Annotated in this window: 17 protein-coding genes and 1 tRNA gene; 4 read left to right on the forward strand and 14 right to left on the reverse strand. The window is 65.6% G+C overall.

Annotated features, from left to right (window positions below; all coding sequences use genetic code 11):
- Window positions 1-2: 2 nt before the first annotated feature.
- On the reverse strand, window positions 3-434 hold the full coding sequence (locus tag Q368_RS0108680) for a LexA family protein (protein WP_052360084.1): 432 nt from the start codon (window positions 432-434) through the stop codon (window positions 3-5).
- A 192-nt stretch (window positions 435-626) separates the two neighbouring features.
- The gene (locus Q368_RS0108685; RefSeq protein ID WP_029458676.1) at window positions 627-2,288 is read right to left on the reverse strand and encodes a hypothetical protein; all 1,662 of its coding nucleotides are present in this window, start codon (window positions 2,286-2,288) and stop codon (window positions 627-629) included.
- A 361-nt stretch (window positions 2,289-2,649) separates the two neighbouring features.
- On the opposite strand from Q368_RS0108685, the gene Q368_RS25600 reads away from it, so the two are divergent.
- A complete protein-coding gene (locus Q368_RS25600) occupies window positions 2,650-3,090 on the forward strand; it encodes a DUF6941 family protein (RefSeq protein WP_156955672.1) in 441 nt (146 codons plus the stop codon).
- Between the two features lie 339 nt (window positions 3,091-3,429).
- On the opposite strand, the gene Q368_RS26450 is transcribed toward Q368_RS25600, so the two are convergent.
- Complete coding sequence (locus Q368_RS26450; RefSeq protein ID WP_029458677.1) at window positions 3,430-4,068, reverse strand: hypothetical protein; 639 nt, start codon at window positions 4,066-4,068, stop codon at window positions 3,430-3,432.
- On the opposite strand from Q368_RS26450, the gene Q368_RS26455 reads away from it, so the two are divergent.
- A complete protein-coding gene (locus Q368_RS26455) occupies window positions 4,067-4,669 on the forward strand; it encodes a BatD family protein (protein ID WP_029458678.1) in 603 nt (200 codons plus the stop codon). The genes Q368_RS26450 and Q368_RS26455 overlap by 2 nt on opposite strands.
- A 28-nt stretch (window positions 4,670-4,697) precedes the next feature.
- Window positions 4,698-5,180 (forward strand): BatD family protein, encoded by a 483-nt coding sequence (locus Q368_RS27530; protein WP_483852539.1) that lies wholly within the window; start codon window positions 4,698-4,700, stop codon window positions 5,178-5,180.
- Window positions 5,181-5,468: 288 nt separating this feature from the next.
- Here Q368_RS27530 and Q368_RS0108700 read toward each other — a convergent pair whose 3' ends face one another.
- The 4 genes from Q368_RS0108700 to Q368_RS0108715 form a co-directional block, all read right to left on the reverse strand.
- Window positions 5,469-6,242: a zinc ribbon domain-containing protein gene (locus Q368_RS0108700; protein WP_029458679.1), complete on the reverse strand. Its 774-nt coding sequence runs from the start codon at window positions 6,240-6,242 to the stop codon at window positions 5,469-5,471.
- A 16-nt stretch (window positions 6,243-6,258) separates the two neighbouring features.
- Window positions 6,259-7,284, reverse strand: a complete 1,026-nt coding sequence (locus tag Q368_RS0108705; RefSeq protein ID WP_029458680.1) for a Nif3-like dinuclear metal center hexameric protein — start codon at window positions 7,282-7,284, stop codon at window positions 6,259-6,261.
- Between the two features lie 111 nt (window positions 7,285-7,395).
- Window positions 7,396-7,471: transfer RNA gene (locus tag Q368_RS0108710), tRNA-Ile, on the reverse strand.
- Between the two features lie 72 nt (window positions 7,472-7,543).
- Window positions 7,544-8,449 (reverse strand): NAD(P)/FAD-dependent oxidoreductase, encoded by a 906-nt coding sequence (locus tag Q368_RS0108715; RefSeq protein WP_029458681.1) that lies wholly within the window; start codon window positions 8,447-8,449, stop codon window positions 7,544-7,546.
- Window positions 8,450-8,635: 186 nt separating this feature from the next.
- On the opposite strand from Q368_RS0108715, the gene Q368_RS0108720 reads away from it, so the two are divergent.
- The gene (locus Q368_RS0108720; RefSeq protein ID WP_029458682.1) at window positions 8,636-11,461 is read left to right on the forward strand and encodes a PAS domain S-box protein; all 2,826 of its coding nucleotides are present in this window, start codon (window positions 8,636-8,638) and stop codon (window positions 11,459-11,461) included.
- A gap of 114 nt (window positions 11,462-11,575) precedes the next feature.
- On the opposite strand, the gene Q368_RS0108725 is transcribed toward Q368_RS0108720, so the two are convergent.
- From Q368_RS0108725 to Q368_RS0108755, 7 genes are all read right to left on the reverse strand, one after another.
- Window positions 11,576-12,598, reverse strand: a complete 1,023-nt coding sequence (locus Q368_RS0108725) for a WD40 repeat domain-containing protein (RefSeq protein WP_029458683.1) — start codon at window positions 12,596-12,598, stop codon at window positions 11,576-11,578.
- Window positions 12,595-13,572 (reverse strand): CobW family GTP-binding protein, encoded by a 978-nt coding sequence (locus tag Q368_RS0108730; protein ID WP_029458684.1) that lies wholly within the window; start codon window positions 13,570-13,572, stop codon window positions 12,595-12,597. The genes Q368_RS0108725 and Q368_RS0108730 overlap by 4 nt, the downstream gene beginning before the upstream one ends.
- Before the next feature lie 86 nt (window positions 13,573-13,658).
- On the reverse strand, window positions 13,659-13,862 hold the full coding sequence (locus Q368_RS0108735) for a hypothetical protein (protein ID WP_029458685.1): 204 nt from the start codon (window positions 13,860-13,862) through the stop codon (window positions 13,659-13,661).
- 410 nt (window positions 13,863-14,272) lie between these two features.
- Window positions 14,273-14,521, reverse strand: a complete 249-nt coding sequence (locus Q368_RS0108740; RefSeq protein ID WP_029458686.1) for a hypothetical protein — start codon at window positions 14,519-14,521, stop codon at window positions 14,273-14,275.
- A gap of 277 nt (window positions 14,522-14,798) precedes the next feature.
- Window positions 14,799-15,614 carry an alpha/beta fold hydrolase gene (locus tag Q368_RS0108745; protein ID WP_245611305.1) on the reverse strand — a complete coding sequence of 272 codons (816 nt, stop codon included), beginning with the start codon at window positions 15,612-15,614 and terminating at the stop codon, window positions 14,799-14,801.
- A 70-nt stretch (window positions 15,615-15,684) separates the two neighbouring features.
- Window positions 15,685-16,137, reverse strand: a complete 453-nt coding sequence (locus Q368_RS0108750; protein ID WP_029458688.1) for a universal stress protein — start codon at window positions 16,135-16,137, stop codon at window positions 15,685-15,687.
- A 91-nt stretch (window positions 16,138-16,228) separates the two neighbouring features.
- Entirely contained in the window at window positions 16,229-17,302 is a 1,074-nt protein-coding gene (locus Q368_RS0108755) for an acyltransferase family protein (RefSeq protein WP_029458689.1), read from the reverse strand.
- Between the last annotated feature and the right edge of the window lie 44 nt (window positions 17,303-17,346).

Here is a 17,346-nt window from a genome sequence, read left to right on the forward strand (position 1 = left end):
GGTCAGCCCGCCTTGTGGATGACGTAGGTGACCACGCCCCAGACCGTGAGGGACGCCTCGGGCGGGACCTCGAGCGGCGCGTAGTCGGGGTTGTCCGGGACCAGGAACAGCCGGCCGTTTTTGCGGCACAGGCGCTTGACCGTGAGTTCGCCGTCCAGGGCGGCGACGACGATGCTGCCGTTTCGGGGCTGCGCCGCCCGGTCCACGACGAGCAGGTCGTCCGTGGCGATGCCGGCGTCGCGCATGGAGTCGCCCTGGGCGCGCACGAAGAAGGTGGCGGCGGGATTGCGGACGAGGAGCTCGTTGAGGTCGAGCCTCTTGTCCACGTAGTCTTCGGCGGGCGAGGGAAAGCCTGCCGCCACGGGGGAGAGGTAGAGCGGCAGGGGGAGCCGGGTCCGGACCGCAGCGGGAATGCCGGGAAAAAACGTGCGCATGGCCCGGGAAATACGATGCGCGGGGCTTTTTGTCTATAAAAATAAACTAAATGGTATCGATATAAACAATCCCGCAAGACGCGACGCCGCCAAGGCGGCCGAAGCGGACGCTTGCGGGCTGCCGTCTGCAGCGACACGGCGGCGGACCGCCTGCGCCGTGCCGTTGCGTCACGTGCCGCGTTGGCGACGCGTTTACTTATTGAGGAGCAACAAGATGTCGGGTGCAGGGGTGGCGAGCGATGCCCCGGTGGCCGGAGCGCCGACGCCGACCACCCAGTAGCCCACGCTCGTTTGCATGTCCGGCGTCAACACGGTGTTGACCAGGGGACCGCTGCCGAAGCGGTCGCTGTAGGGGACCCCGTAGACGGTGTTGTTCGAAGTGGTCCAGATCACGCTGGCGTAGCGGTTGTAATGGGTCGGGTCGCTCTGGATCTGGGAGAAGCCCACCAACGGGTCCATCTGCCACCAATCCTGGCTCGGGAGGGTGCCGATCGCGGCGGTCGTGCCCTCGAACGTGACCTGGTAGGTGCTGCCGAAGTAGCCGCCGAGCAATCCCGTGGTCAGTTCCCCGAGGGCCATGTTCAAGGTGGTCAGGTACGCCTGGAGGTCCTGGAGCGATGCGTTCGTGCTCGGGTTTTCGGCGAGGCTTGGATCCCCCAGGGTGTTCATGCAGAAGGTCTGGAAGTTGTCCCAGTCCGGGCCAAGGGTTATCGCCGTGTTGTTCAGTATCCACTTGGCGGAATCTTGCGGGTCTACGACCGGGCTCCCGGACTGTCCGTAAATGGCGGCGTTGTAGTCGGCGATCCCGTTCGTGCCGGTCGTTGGGGAGATGGTGATGCTGACGTTGGTCCATGCGCCACCGGCGGGCAGGGCGGGATTGGGGCTCGTCACCGAAGCGGGATTGCTCACCGCGGCCGTAAGCTTGCCGCTGGCGGTGATGGTGCCGTCGCTGGCGGTCGTGGCCTGCATGTCGATGCCGAACGTGTACGTCTGGGTCGAGGCCCAGGTGGCATTGCCGGCGCCGAAGGCGTTGGCGCGTTGTAGCGTGGTCGTGGTGGAGGTCAGGGACTGGGCGTAGGGGACGAACGAAGGCCAGGGATTGACCACCTGCGCGTTGCCGGGATCGAAGATGGAGGGGCCGATGTAGCGGATCAATTTGCCGGACGAGTCCTTCAGCACGGCCGCCCCGCTGGCTCCGGCCCTGACCAGGAGGCCCGCGATCTGGTTTGCGGTCCAGTTGCCGTAACCGGTGCTTTGCAGCACGGGCCCGGAGGGGGCCTGCAAGGGATTGCTCTGGTAACTCTTGATGCTCAGCGGGGCCGTGAAGGCGTCGATGTTCGTCAGATTGCCCTGGTCGCCGCTGCCGCCGTTCATCGTCATCTCGAACTGCTGGAACCGTTGCGGCGTCGTGAACACGGAGGGCGCGGTCGTGAGGTAGTTGGTCCCGCCGCTCGGGTCGTCGTAGAACAGGTAGTAGACGCAGCTGATGGACTTGTTGACGGTCAGGCCGCCGCTCCCGATGGCCGAGAGCTTGACCGGGGTCGACATCAGGTTCGTGACGGTCTGGGGCGGGTCGTCCGTGGTCTGGTGCGTACCGTAGGTGATGGCGGACTGGCCGCTGTTATAGGTGGCCTGCAAGGCGTTGCCCGTGCCGGCGTTGGGGTCCTGGATCTGGAGCCAGACGTCGCCGGAATATTTGCTGGTGTCGAAGAGCACGGTCAGGGAGGCCAGGGCGACGCCGGCCCAGGACAACACGATGAAGCAGCACAGGACGAACACCGGCAGCGCGTTGCACATGGCCCGTTCGTTCCAGGGAAAAAGACAGCCCGGAATCGTGGTTGCCTGGTGCGTCATGGTGCATCTCCTGTGTGCCGTTTCGAGGGGGGCGACGATACCGCCGTTATCGGCAACCCGTGGAAAAGGTTAAGGGCGCGGAAGGGTTTTGTCTCCGTCCGGCCATCTCCATGGGGGCATCCATTCTTCCCGGCACGTTAATCCGGGTCGTCTTGCCGGCAACATGTGCCATATCGGCGGCCCGGAACGCGTGCGCTGCCCCGCCGTGCCCGCTGAACCCGATTGTCGTTGCCAGAGGGGACAAGGCTTGGCATAACCAATTGCAAACATTGAAGGGACGTTCGCCGGTAAAGAGTGAGACATGGGGTGCGATATTTGGGGCATTCCTTGTCGCGGCTTGGAATCATATGGAGGAGGACTTATGATCAGGCATTGTTGGTCTGTGTTGTGCCAGAATATAATAACAGATTCCGAGACAAATATTGTGAGCTATGTCATGACGATTGACAATGTCATTGCGCCAGAATTTCCTGTGGTGCTACCGTTTCTTGCCATCGGAACGTCATGGGAAAAGGATACTGGCGGCGATGTTGTTGAAAATTTTTCCATAAGGATTTCGCATGTCAGCCCAGAGGGGAAAGTATCCCCTTTTATCGAGACGGGTAATATTTCCATGCATAGCTATCGGCATCGTATGAATTTCGTATTGAATGGGGCATCTTTTGATCGTGCCGGGACGCATCATTTTAATATTGAAGCAAGAATCAACGATATGTGGGCTTGTGTGGCTTCTTTGCCTGTCTTCGTATCGCTTTCTCGGCGCAATGACGCCTCTGCTGTTTTGAACGCCGTTAAACAGTAATGCATCGGATATCCGGTTCAGGAGGGGGCCGAACGGCCCAAAAGGACGAAGCCGGACCTTGTGAGCCCGGCTTCGCCTTGAAATTTTTGGTCTTTTGGATCGCAGCGGATCGTGTTGGAAGTTTTTTTGGCGGAGTCAACCGCATTTGCTGGGTAATATGCTGATTTGAAGGGATAAAACCGCCTCGGTTCGATTCGGTTATCCGGAAAATTATCCGGTTTTGGAGAATGCTGGAACTGGACGAGGGCCTGCGACCAGACCTCTTCATACTTTTCGGGGACTGGTGAAGCGCCTCGATCTATTTCATATGCCTTGGCGTCGTGCCTCTCGTGGCGTCCGTCAAAATGTCGCAAAAAACATCGCATCGTGTCCGCCCAGGCCTGCAAAGGCGCAAAAGACGGCCGTTGGTCGCCGGGGAATCTCTTTCTCACGCCGGACCAGCAGGGGCGCATCGCCATGGCCCGCCAGGACTACGCCAGGGCCGTCGCCGTTTTCGCGGACCCCATGCAGCGGGGGACCGCCCTCTACCGCGCCGGCAACTTCAAGGGGGCAGCCGCCGCCTTCGGCCAGGACGACAGCGCCGCGGCGCTCTACAACCGGGCCAATGCCCTGGTCATGCTCGGCAACTACGACGAGGCCATGGCCGGCTACCGCAAGGCCCTGGATCTCAGGCTCGGCTGGAAGGAGGCAAGCGACAACTTCGAACTGGCCATGGAGCGCGAAAAGCGGCTGCATCCGCCCAACGAAGGAGACGAAGGCACCGGAGGGTATCTGCCGCCGGACAAGATCGTTTTCGACAAGCAGGCGGCCAACGCGCCGCAGGATCAGAAAGAGACGGTCGCCGGCGGACCGCAGCAACTCACAGATGCACAATTGCGCGCCATGTGGCTGCGCCAGGTGCAGACCCGGCCGGCGGATTTCCTGCGCGCCAAATTCGCGTACCAGGCGGCGCAGCAGGGGCCGGGAAACGGGCGCCATGAGCCGGCGCAGCGCACGCCTTGGCCTGCTCCTGCTGGCCGTCGTGCTGGCGGCGACGCCGCTCTGTTTCGCGGCCGGCCAGCCGGTGCTGCTGCAAAGCGAACTGCGGCAACCGGACACGATCTGGGTCGGCCAGCGCCTGGCCATGAACGTCACCCTTTTTACGACCACGTCCTTTGCCGGGGTGCCCCGTTTCGATCTGCCCAAGGATGCCGGCCTGGCGATCCTCGCGGACGATGCCCATCCGCTGCTGGGCACGAAGACCATCGACGGCGTCTCCTATATCTCCAAGCAATACGCCATTTCCGTTTTCCCCCTGCGCTCCGGCACGCTCACCTTGCCCGCTTTCCCGGTGGAATTCGGGTATCAGGGCGACGCGGGCCAGGAATCGGACGCGACCCTTTCCACCACCGCCGCGCAGATCACGGCCCTGGCCGTACCCGGCGCGGATGCGCAACTCCCCCTCGTGACCGCCACGGATTTCAAGGTCGATGACCGGTGGACGCCGAATCCCGACAAGGCCGCCGTGGGCGACGCCTTCACCCGGACCACCACCTTGCGGGCGACCGGCGTGCCCGGCATGGCGTTGCCTCCCTTGTAGATGCAGGCGTTCGACGGCCTGGCCATGTATGCCGGACATCCCCAGGTCGCCACCGACACCGCGCGCGGGGATTTTATCGGGAAGCGCGTGGAGACGTTCTCCCTGGTCTGCCAGAAGGTCGGGACGTACACCCTGCCGGAGCTGCGGATTCAGTGGTGGAACCCGACCGGCACGGGCCAACGGGAAAACCGCGAAAGCGCTTTTTCGACAATTCGAACGGGCCGCCGCTTCCCATGCAGCGGCGGAAACCATGCAGACGTTGACCCTGTGGTTCGATGCGGCAGGGGGCTGCGACGACTCTTGCAATGTTTCGGTCTTCGTCGAGCGCTATGGAAACAAAGAGCTTGAGCGGCAATTCGCCGCTTTGGAAGCGAATTTGTACGGCAGGGAAAAAGAAAACTGGTCAGGCAATATTCTCTTTGCGCAGATGGCTGCGGCGCGGGATAAATACCTCCGCCGTCGACCCCTCCCGCGGAGGAATTCGCATGCCCTCGGGCCACTCAATCCTTGATCCGTTTTGAATCGTCTTGGATTTGTAATAGCAAGATATGCGGCGAGTGGCTTGAAGATGGCCGTTGCCATAGTGAAGAGTAGCACGGATTGGCAGTGTGCCAACTGCGCAGGAACAGCGGTGCTGCGAGGCGGGCAAGGAAGGCAAGCACGGGACATGTCCGGCTCCCCTGACGCGGAGCCGCAGGGGAAGGGCGCATTCCCGGAGACGCCGCCACCGCGTCGCGCCCGGATCCGGACCGAAAAAAAGGGACGCCGCTCCCCTGCGGCAGCGGCGTCCCGGATAAGGCTATTCCTCCGGCGCTTCGGCGGCCGCGGCTTCGGCCGCTGCCACCTCTTCCGGATCGGGGGCGATGTGGTCGCGCCAGTAGATCAGGCGCTGGCAGTTGGGGCAGCTCAGGATCTGAATGCCCTTTTGCAGCTCGATGAAGGACTGGGGCGGGATGGAGATGTGGCAGCCCGAGCAGATGCCGCCGTCCACGTGCACGATGACCGGGTTTTTCAGGCGCGAACGGATGAATTCGTAGCGCTGCAAAATGGGCTTGGGCACGGCGGTGCAGGCTTCGGCGCGGCGGGCGTCGAGTTCGGCGAGGCGCGCCTTGGCTACGGCGATGCGTTCGTCCAGGCTCTGGCGGGCGACGGCCAGTTCGGCGTCGAGTTCGGTTGTCTGCTCGTCGATGGACTTGAGCTCCAGGTTCTGACGGGCCAGTTCCTCGGCGACGGTGATCTTTTCCTCTTCGCGGCCGCGGTTCTGCTTCTCAAGGTTGTCCATCTCGCGCATCATCGCGTGATACTCCTTGGAGTTGCCGACCTGCATCATCTTGCTCTTGCTCTTTTTGAGCCGCATGGAATCGGTTTCGATCTCGCCTTCCAGCCGCTTTTGCTGGTCGGTCAGGTACTTGAGCTTGTCGCGAATGATCGCGGCGTTGTCTTCGATTTCCTGGCGGCTCTTTTCCAGTTCGGTTATGCGCAGGGGGGCCTTTTTGAGCTCGTCCTGGAGCAGGACGATCTCGTCATCCACTTTCTGCAAGACCACCAGCTGTTCGATCTGTTTCAGATACATGGGGTTCTCCGCATGGTTATTCGGTTCCCCGGGGCGAGGTCCCTTGGGGGACGTACGCCGAAAACGGGTCGTTTCCGGGGAAAAAGCGCACGGCAGGGCCCATGGGCCCGAGGGTTGCGGCAAGGTCCTCGGCGAAGCGGCGCAGCATCACCTCTTCGAGGCTGAAGTGGCCCACATCGAGGACGCATTTGCCCGGTGGCACGGCCAGGGTCTGATGGTACTTGAGGTCGCCGGTGAGGTACACGTCCGCGCCGGCGGCGAAGGCGCGTCCGGCCATGTCCGCGCCGGAGCCGGGGCAATAGGCCAGCGTGGCGACGGTTTCCGGTTCCTCGCCGGCCATGGGGAAAAAGCTGCGCGGCAAGAGCGTCGCCAGCCGGCCGAGGAGCGTGCCGAAGGGCAGGGGCTCGGGCAGCGTGCCGACGCAGCCGTAGCCGTAGGTTTCCGCAGGCGAGGCCAGTTCCGTGAGGGAAAAAAGCACGGCGTCCGGGCTGGCCGCGGCCACGGCGTCGCAGGCGCGGGCCTGCATGCGCCGGGGAAAGACCGCTTCGAGCCGGCCCGGCGCGGGCGGGGCAAGGGTCACGCCCGGGAGCGCCTCCAGGGCGTTTCGCACGGTTTCGGGCGCGGCGACGTTCCAGCACGCGGCGAGATGGGGCCTTTTGCCGGCCGGTTCCAGCACGCGGCGGTCCGTGAGCCCGAGCGCTTCGGCGAGCCAGGCGGGCGGGCCGTCCACGGCCGTGTCCAGGGAGGTGTGCGCGGCGTAGAGCCAAGCTCTGCTCGACAGGACCATGGCCAGGATGCGGTGGTAATCGTCCACGCGGTCGGGCAGGCGCGGTGAAAGGGTCAGGGGGTGGTGGACGAGCAGCACCTGTGCGCCCCAGGTCAGGGCCTCGGCGACGAAGGCGGGCGTCGGGTCCAGGGCCACGGCGAGCTTGTCGCAGGTCTCCCGCGTGCCGGCGATCTGCACGCCGCTGCGGTCCCAGGAGGCGGCCCGGCCGGGATCGGCCGTGGCCTCGATGGCTGCAAGGAGGTCGGTTACGCGCATGACGCAGGAGGGGAGGCTTGCATCGTGGCCTGGGCCCGAAAGCGCCAGTGCCGGGTTGTCGCATGCGCCGTGGCGGCGGTGGGGGCGGTCTGAATGGCCATGTATCCTTCGTGGTGGGCCCACCAGGATTCGAACCTGGGACCTGCCGGTTATGAGCCGGTGGCTCTACCAACTGAGCTATAGGCCCATGCCGTATTCGCGAACTTGATTTTATAAGCCGCGCATGCACGGTTTGTCAAGGGTGCGGCGCGCCGGAGCCCTACGCCCCGGCCTTTTCCGCCAGTTCCTTGACGTGCGCGATAGCCGCGCGACCGGCCTTGGCTCCTTCGCCCACGGCCACGCTGATCTGCATGAAATGCCCGACGCAGTCGCCGGCCGCGAACACCCCGGGCACGTTCGTCTTCTGTTCGTGGTCCGCCTCGATGAACGCCCCGCGCGTCGTCACGCCGAGCGTCTTGGCGAAATCCAGGGCCGAGGCCTGGCCCATGGCCACGAAAAGCCCTTCCGCCGCCACTTCGCCGCCGTCCTCGAGCACGGCGGCGGTCATGGCCGGTTCTCCGGTCAGGCGCACGATTTTCGCCGCGGAAACCGGGATGCCGGCCGCTTCGAGCTTGGCCGCGAACCCGTTGCCCATGGCCGTCTCCTTGCCCTGGGTGTAGATGGCGATGTCCTTGGTGAAATTGGTCAGCTCCAGCGCCTGGTTGGCGGCGTAGTTGCCCTCGCCGACCACCACGACCTTGCGGCCCCGGAAGAAGAAGCCGTCGCAACTCACGCAATACGAGACGCCCTTGCCCTCGTAGTCGGCGATGTTGGCGATGCCCGGGCGCACCCGGGCCACGCCAGCGGCGATGACCACGGCCTTGGCTTCGTATTCGTTCTTGTCCGTGACGATGTGGAACGCGCCGTCGTCGCCCGCGTGCACGGCCAGCACCCGTTCGCAGGCCAGGCGCGCGCCGAAGCGTTCGGCTTGGCGTACGCCGCGGCTGATGAGTTCGCGGCCGGAGATGGTCTCGGGAAAGCCGAAATAATTGTCGATGTCGTAATCGCCGGCGATCTTGGGTTCGCAGCCGGCGACCAGGGTGTCCATGCCGGCCCGAGCCGTGTAGATGGCGGCGGAAAGCCCGGCCGGACCCGAGCCGATGATCAGGCATTGCGTGTGTTGCATGTGCGTTCTCCAGAAAGGCGGATCGGGCGTGGAAAGCCCTGTGCGGGCGAACATAGCAACAAAGCCGGCCCGGGGACAAGCGGCCCAGCGGGAGAGCGGCCGGTTTCGCCGCGGCGTTGTCATCACGCTCCGGCTGGGCTAAGGGGGTAGGCCAGTACCCGGGAAACGGGGCAAGGAGTTCGTTTCATGGACGCAGGATACGGACGCGGGGAGGCGCTTGCGCGCCTGACGTCGTTTTTTCGCAATGTTCCGGTCATGCTGCATTCCATCGACGGGACCGGACGTCTGCTGACGGTCAATGCCTGCTGGCTGGAAACGCTCGGCTACACGGAGCAGGAGGTGGTGGGCCGCAATTTCGCCGACTTCCTCCTGCCCGAATCCCGCGAGCCCTTCCGGGCGACGCTGGCGGGCATGGTCGCGCAGGAACGCCAGATGGAACGGGCCTACCGGATGGTGGCCCGGGATGGCCGGATCGTGGACGTGGTTGTGTCCGGCGTCGGGGAATGCGACGCCTCAGGCTGTTTCGTCCGTTTTCTGGCCGTGGTCACGGACGTCACGGAAAAGCGTCGCGGCGAAGCCGCGCTCGCCGCGAGCGAAGCGCTTTTCCGCATGGCCTTCGAGGGGGCCAACGAGGGCCTTTGCATCGTGGACGTCAGCGGGCGTTTCCTGCGCGTCAACGAGGCGTTGTGCGAGTTTTTCGGCCTCGACCGGGAACGGCTCCTGACCATGAGCATAAACGACCTTGCCCATCCCGACGACCGCGGCGTCAGCCCCCGGTACATCGCCCTGGCCCTGAGCGGCAGGCGGGAGCATTTCCGTTTCGAGAAGCGCTACATTCACGCCACGGGCCGGCGGATCTGGGGCCGCGTCTCGGCCCGGCTCGTGCGCGACGCCGAAGGCCGGCCCGACTATTTCATCTCCCACGTCCTTAACGTGACCGACTCCCGGCGCGCCGCCGAGGAACGCGCCCTGCACACGCGGACCCTGGAAGCCCTGCTGCGCCTGGGGCGCATGCGCGAGGGCTCGCTGCAAGCCCTCGGCGCTTCGGCGTTGTCCATGGCCGTGTCCCTGACCGGCAGTCGGGCGGGGCTTTGCGCCGTGTACGACCCCAAACACAAGGGCCTGGAGCTGCTTGCCGCCGATCCCGCGGCCCTGGCCGCCTTCGGCCTGCCGCCGGACATCGCCTCCTTCCATCAGGCCTGCGTCGGCATCGATTCCGACGACTGGGACGCGCTGTTGCCCGTGGTCGGCAACATGACGGCCGGCGAAGGCGAGGGCCTGTCCGGACCGGTTCCCCTGCGGCGGCACATCGTCGTGCCGGTGGCGGACGGCGAGGCGTCGCGGCTGCTGTTGGCTGTCATCGACAAACCCGAGCCATATGCCGAAACCGATGTCGGCCGGTTGCGCCTGCTGGGGGAGGGGATGCTCGCCCACCTCAAGAATCACGGCCGCGAGTGCGATCTGGAACGGGCGCGCAGCCAGGCCGAGGCCGCCAACCGGGCCAAGAGCGGGTTTCTCGCCAACATGAGCCACGAAATCCGCACGCCGCTTTCGGGCATCATCGGCCTGACGCAGATGACGCTCGGCATGGCGCCGCGGCCGGAAGTGCGGGAAAACCTGGAGATGATCCTCGATTCCTCGCGCTCGCTTCTTGGTATCGTCAACGATATCCTGGATTTTTCCAAGATCGAGGCCGGCAAGATGGAGTTCTCGCCGGTGGATTTCGACCTGCGCGAGACACTCGACCGCACCATGAAGCCGTTTCATTTCTCGGCGCGGCAAAAAGGGCTCAAGCTGTCGCTGCGCATCGATCCCCACTTGCCCGAAACCCTGCACGGCGATCCGGACAGGCTCATGCAGGTGGTGCGCAACCTGGTCGGCAACGCGCTCAAGTTCACGGACAAGGGCGAAGTGGCCGTGTCCGTGCGCCTGGACCGGTCGGGCGATCCCATGCGCGTGGTCTGCGCCGTGCGCGACACCGGCATCGGCATCCCGCCCGAGCGGATGCCCGCGCTGTTCCAGGTTTTTTCCCAGATCGAGCAGTCCCGCTCCAAGCTCTACGGCGGCACGGGACTGGGGCTGGCCATCAGCCGGCGGCTGGTGGAGATGATGGGTGGGACCATCGGCGTCGAAAGCACGCCCGGCATGGGCAGCGTGTTTACCTTCACGGTCTCCCTGCGCCCGGCCCAGGAGGTGCGGCGGGAGCCGGCGCAAGGGGATGCGGTCGAGGGGACCGGGAGTTTCGCCGGGTTGCGGGTGCTCCTGGCCGAGGACAACCAAGTCAACAGGCTCTTTTTACGCCATTTTCTGGTCGAGGCCGGCTGCGAGGTGTGCATTGCCGGCTCGGGCGGCGAAGCGCTCGCCCTTTTAGGGGAAACGGCCGTGGATGTGGTGCTCATGGACATCCAGATGCCCGAGATGGACGGCGCAGAAGCCACGCGGCGCATCCGGGCCGGCGAGGTCGGAGAGGCGGCGCGGCATCTCCCCATCGTGGCCCTGACCGCCTACAGCATGAAGGGGGACCGCGAACGCTTCCTGTCTGTGGGCCTCGACGATTACGTGTCCAAGCCCGTGGACGTGGACGAGCTGTTTGCGGTCATGCGCCGGGTGCTGACGCGGAAGGCGACCGGGACGCGCTGCGTCGAGGCCGCTCCCAGCGAGCCCATGGACATGGGATATTACGAACAGCGCGGCAAGCGCGAGTTCGCCAGGGAAATCAGCCGGCTTTTCCTGGAGGAAAGCCCGGCCGTGGCGGCGTCGCTGGCGGCAGCCCTGGAGCGTGGCGACTGGAAGGTGGTTGCCGACCAGGCCCACACCCTGCTCGGCATGGCCGTGCCGCTACGCGCCCGGGGCCTGGCCGGCGACGCACGCAGGCTCCAGGAGGCCGCCCTGGCCGGGAACGCCGCCGCTTCCCGCGAGGCGGTCGACGCCGTGTTGGCGATCCTGGACGAAGTGCAACGCGCCATCCGTGAACTTCTCACCAGCCAGCCGAACGAAAGCTGCACCCCGTAGGTTTTCAAACTGCGCGGCTGCCGTGCGAGAGTTCCGGCACGCTCCTCCCCGCCGGGGGTGGTCCAGGAGGGGCCCCTCGGCCCCTCCTGGCCGCCGGAGGCATCCGTTTTTCCCTTATCCCGCCATATCCATGCAAAAGGCCGCGCCGCTGTCGCCGCCGCCGACCAGCCGCCGGCCGTCGGCCGACCAGGACAGGCAGGTGACGCGCCGGTTTTCCAGCACGAGCAGGGGGGCCGCGCCCTTGCGCTCGGGGCTGCCGAGAAAGACCACGCCGCCGTCGAAGCCGCCGGCCACGAGCGGCAGCGCCGGATGGGCGGCCACGGCCCCGAGCAGGCCGTGCTCGAACGCGCCGAACACGAGCGCCTCGCGCGCGGCCGGGTCCGTGGCGGCGTCCACGGGCCAACCCACGAACGCCTGCTCGCCGCCGGTCCACAGCGTGTTGCCGTCCGGGGAAAAGGACAGGCAGCGCACCTTGGCCGGATAGCCTTCCAGCAGATAGCCGGCGGCTTGTTCCAGGTCGTAGACGCGCACGCTCTTGTCCTGGGTGGCGCAGGCCATTTTCGTGCCGTCCGGCGAAAAGACCAGGGTCAGGTTGGACCCGGGACCGTCGAAGGCGTTGCCGGGCGCGCCCGGACGCGGCGGCGCCCAGACCCGCACGCCGTCGTTGTGCGCGGCGGCGAGCGCGCGTCCGTCGGGGCTTGCGGCCAGGCCTCCGACGGTCGCGGGCAGTTCCGGCAGCACGGAAGGGGTGAGCGTTTCGCCGTCGAAAAGGACTACGGCCTTGCCGCACGAGACGGCGAGCACCCTGCCATCGGCGCTTGCGGCCGCGTGCTCGATCCACTGTCCGGGAAAGGCGGCCAGTTCCGCGGTCTCGCCGTCCGGGCGCGTGAGCATCGCCCGGCCGTCGTCGCCGCCGGTGAGAAAGCCCTGGGGCGCGGCGGCCAGGCACTGGGCCGCGCCGGCATGCACCGTGACGCGGTGGGTTTCGCCCGTGGCCGTGTCGAAAAGGACGAGACTGCCGTCGCCCAGGGCATAGGCGGCCGTACCGCCGTCGGGGCTTACGGCGCAGCCGCTGACGAAGGCGTCGAGGGACGCGGTGAAAAGGCCCGGAAGGTGGGCGTCTGGGGAAAAACTCACGGATGACCTCCCTTGGCCGTGCAGGCGGCCAGGCCTTTTTCGAGGATATTGCGGTCGAGCCCCCGGCCGATGAACACGGCGCGGCTCTCCCGGGCCTCGCCGTCCTTAAACGGCGCGCCCCAGGCGGTTTCGAGATACATGTGCACGCCCTGGAAGATGAAGCGCTGCGCCGTGCCGGCCACGGCCATGATGCCCTTGCAGCGGTAGATGTCCTGGCCGTGTTCGCGCAGGAGCGTGGCCAGGAAGTCGCCGAGCTCTTCCGGATCAAGCGGCGCGTCCACGGTGAGGCTTATGCTCGCGATGCCGTGGTCGTGTTCGTGGGCGTGGCCCGGCGCGCCTGCCAGGGCGGGGTTGCCGAAAAGCAGTTGGCCGATGTCGAAGGCCTTGCGGTCAAGCAGTTTGCCCACGGGCACGTCGCAGCGCGTGGCGCGCACGATCTCGGCCGTGTCGTTCAAGCGGCGCACCGTGGCCTCGATGGCGGCCATGGCGGGGGCGTCCACGAGGTCGGCCTTGTTGAGGATGACGAGGTCGGCGTAGACCGCCTGTTCCAGGGCCTGCCGGTTCTCCGCGACATGGCGGGGAAAATGGACCGCGTCAACGACCGTCGTGACCGAATCCAGGGCGAAGGCGTCGCGGGTGTCCTCGTCCATGGCGAAGGTCTGGATGATGGACGCCGGGTCGGCCAGGCCGGTGGTTTCGAGGAGCACGCCGTCGAACGCGCCCCGCCGCCTGGCCAGACCGCCGAGCACGCGGATGAGATCCCCGCGCACCGAGCAGCAGATGCAGCCGTTGTTCATCAGATAGATCTCCTCGTCCGAGGAGACGATCAGTTCGTTGTCGATGCCGATCTCGCCGAACTCGTTGACGATGACGGCGAATTTGCGGCCGTGGTCCTCGGAGAGGACACGGTTGAGCAGCGTGGTCTTGCCGGCGCCGAGAAAGCCGGTGAGCACGGTGACGGGTATGGATGGCATGATGCGGCTACCCCCAAGGTCTAAATCGGCCCCGGGGGTAGCATCAATCGGCGCAAAGGGCCAGGGGGCGGACGCCCCCGGCGCGCCTAGTGCCGGCGGGAGTAGGCTTCCTCGAAATCGATCCATTCACGGCCGCGGGACAGGGCGCGCTCCTCGGTGTTGCCGGCCGTGCCCAGATGGGACACGAGGCCCGAGGGGGAGCGGATGTCCGCGCTGAAGGTGGCGCAGTAATCGCCGCCGGGCGTGAGTTCGATCCGGTAACCCTTGTAGGTGCTGGTCAGTCGTTCCATAGTGTCCTCCTGCTTCGAGGCAGGGCTCTCTTTCCTCTCTTGAAAGAGATAATCATTATCGTCTTGTGGGCAATGGGGATGGGGATATGGCATTGCGCAGCAAGGTCCGGCCTTGCCGCGAACCACCATTCCGTTTCCGAGCGGCAATCAGGCCGTTGCCCCAAACAAGGCAACGCCGCCGTATGCCATCACACGGGAGTCCAGAGGGCGAAAGCCCTGTTCGCGCCACCGGAGGCGTAACTTCCTCCAGTCCCCTTTCTTGCTGACTTTCCAAATTTGAAAAAAAGAACGCCGCCCCGTGGAGAGCTGGGGCGGCGTGTGGTCCACGTCGGGAGAGGGGTGCCGGCGCGGACCGGATTCAGGCAACCCGGGCGGCCGGTTTGCGGCCGGTCAGCCGGGGATTGGCGTCGTTACTCTTCGACCTTGCCGATGGTGGTCACACAGCAGATCTTGTCCCAGGCATAATAGCTGTTGCGTGTTTCCTCGCCGATCTTCTGGGTGACGCGCACGAACTCGTCGCCCAGGAAAAGCGTGGCTCCCTCGAAAACGGTTCCCTCGTTCACCTGGATTTTCACACCCTTGCGCAGCTTGCGCGAGAGGGTGCCATGCACCGGGGACGAGGCGTATTCGAAGACTTTTTCCAGGGTCTGCTTTTCCATAGAGACTCCTTTTTCACAAAAAAAGCAAAATTTGACACCGGTACCACTTAACGCTTCTGGAGCAAAAAGCAACGACAAAAATGGCGGGTCACAGAAATGGAAAACATATTCCAATGGATAACAATTTATTTCAGCAAATTATGATGTTGCGAGCAGCCGGCTTGGCGCAGAGGAAAACACGTGATTCCCGGGAGGATGGAACGCCATCCGCTGGGGCGGCAGGAAACGGCCAATAGTGTAAGATCGTTCGGGCCGAAATATCCGGAAAGGGCGGGCGTCAGGCGTCGGCGCACGCGTCGCCGAAGCCAAGCGCCGTGGCAAGGAGCCGGAAAAACGGCTCGCGAGCATGCCGCTCCAGCCACGGCGTATGGCCGCAGCGGGGCAGGGGCACGCAGCGGAAATGCGCAAGGTCGGCCAGGGGCTCGCAGACGCCGGCAACGGGATGGGGATCGTGCTCGCCGTGGATGGCGAGGACCGGGCAGCGCAGGCTGCGCGCGCGGCGCAGCAGTTCGCCGCTTGCGCGCAGGGCGGCGGCCTCGGGCCAGACCGCGGCGAAGATCGCGGCCTGCGCGTCATCCCTGGGAAGGGGCGCGGCCTTCGTCTCGGCCGCCTCGGGGGGAAGGGGATCGTAGGCGTCGGCGCGGGCGAAGAGGCTGCCCAGGCGGGCCAGCCCGGCGTCGTCCAATGCCGCGCCGCGGCCCAGCAGGGCCTGGGCTTCCCGGCCCTCTTCGGGGCGCAGGCGGGCCAGTCGCGTCTGCAGGATGGTTGCGGCGTGCTGGTCCGTAAACGGGGCGCTCGCGACGAGAATCAGCTCGCGCACGATGTCGGGATGGCGCGCGGCGCAGCAGACGCCAAGCCAGGCTCCCCAGGAGTGGCCGACCAGCGCGACCGGAAGCGTCGCCGCCGCGCGCAGGCACGCGGCGAGCTCGGCGATTTGTCCGTCCACGGAGGCGGCCGTCTGCAACGGCTCGAGCACGCCCGCCAAGCGCGAGACGCGCCGGGCCACCGGGGCCATCTCGCCGGCAGCCCCGGGGCCGCCGTGCAAAACCGCGATCCGGTAGGGCGGCCGGCCATGACGCCTGAGATTTACCACAACGCTTCCCGTCATGGCGCGACACATATACCGGCCCGGCGGTCGTGGCCGGACCGGGCGCGGGACGCGGCTACTCGGCCTTGCCCTCGGGGCGCATGGACAGCACCGGGACCTTGGCGGTCTTGATGACCTTTTCGGCCACGGAGCCGAACAGGATCTTGTCGATGCCCTTGCGGCCGTGGGTGCCGAGCACGATCAGGTCCGCGCCCACTTCCTCGGCGACGCTGACGATCTCCTCGGCCGCGTAGCCGGACACGACGCGGCTCTCCACCGTGACGCCCTGGAAGTATTCCTTGATGAAGGAGTCCATGGTGTCGGTGGCGCCGCTGACGATGCCGGTGACGAAGTCGTCGATGTAGCTGGCCTGGACGTGGAACTCCACGTACTGGGTCAGCGACGGGGCCACGTACAGGGCCACGATGCGCGCGCCGCAGGCCTGGGCCAGGGTGCGGGCGTATTCGGCCACCTTGGGGCTGACTTCGGAAAAATCCAGGGCGCAGACGATGGTCTTGATCTGGACCATGGTATTGCTCCTCGAAGGGTTGGGGTTGCGGGCGGCTTTCATCCTACCACGCCCCGGCCGGGAGCGAAAGATGCTTTTTTATGGCGGCGTGTTAGCCGCGGCGACGCACGCGCAGTTGGCGGTAGCGCTCGATGGGGTCGGCGACCAGCCGGTTGAGCGCAAGACTGAAAAGGACGGTGGCGCAAAGGGCCACGAGCGGCAGGTGTTTTTTGCCGATAAAATACTCGGCCACCATGATGACGGTCCAGTGCGAGATGTAGATGGGATAGGACAGTTCGCCGATGGCCCGGTCGAAGCGCATTTTTTTCGTGAGCAGAAACAGGAACGGGATGGCGGCGATGGTGGCGGCGTAGAGGTAGAATTCCTTGCCCTTGGCCCCGGGCAGGAACTGGTAGCCGACGATGCCCGCCAGATAGAGCGCGGCCACGGCCCACAACGTACGCCGGGGGATGGGCACGGCCTTGAGCCTGGCGTAGAGCCGGTAGGCGAGGATGCCGCAGAGGAAAAAGCCGCATTCCACCGGGAAAAAACGCTGCTTCCAGGGATCGAAGGGGAACCCCTCGAGGTAGACCCAGGCGCGAAGGGCCATGCTGCCGGCGATGCATGCGATGAGAAAGGCGCTCGAGCGGCGCACGAGCCAGGGCGCGAGCATGTAGAAGACGAGCTCCAGGGAAACGGTCCAGGCTTGCGGGATGAGCAGGAAAAACCAGGCCGGCGTGGCGCGGTACAAGGCGTCCCAGGCAAAGGCCAGGGTGCCGTTTGCCGGGGTAAGGTGGGTGAAAAAGAGCAGATCCTGGCCGAGGATGGTCAGGTTGGCCCCGGCCAGCGCCGCCACGGTCGCCGGCGAGAGCCGTGGCAGCCACGTCTGCCACGGGCCGAGCAGCAAGGCGGTGTGCAGCCCGAACTTGAAAACCAGCGAAACCGCGAGCGACAGGAACAGCACCACCCAGTAGAGCGGAAACAGGCGCAGGAAGCGGTTGGTGTAGAAAAGCCGGCAACGGCCCGGGCCGGTGTATTTCTCGGACAGGATCAGGGCCATGTAAAAGCCCGAGATGATGAAGAAGACCTTGATCGCCATGTAGGCGTCGGTGAACACCAGGCCGTAGAGGGGGCCGGTGTGGTTGATGACCACGGTCGCGGCCAGGAGGAATCGCACCAGACCCATGCTGTTGTCGCACCTTGAAGGCCCGGGCCGCGCCGCCGGCGGTC

Source organism: Solidesulfovibrio alcoholivorans DSM 5433 (assembly GCF_000702665.1).
GTDB classification, from domain to species: Bacteria; Desulfobacterota; Desulfovibrionia; order Desulfovibrionales; family Desulfovibrionaceae; genus Solidesulfovibrio; species Solidesulfovibrio alcoholivorans.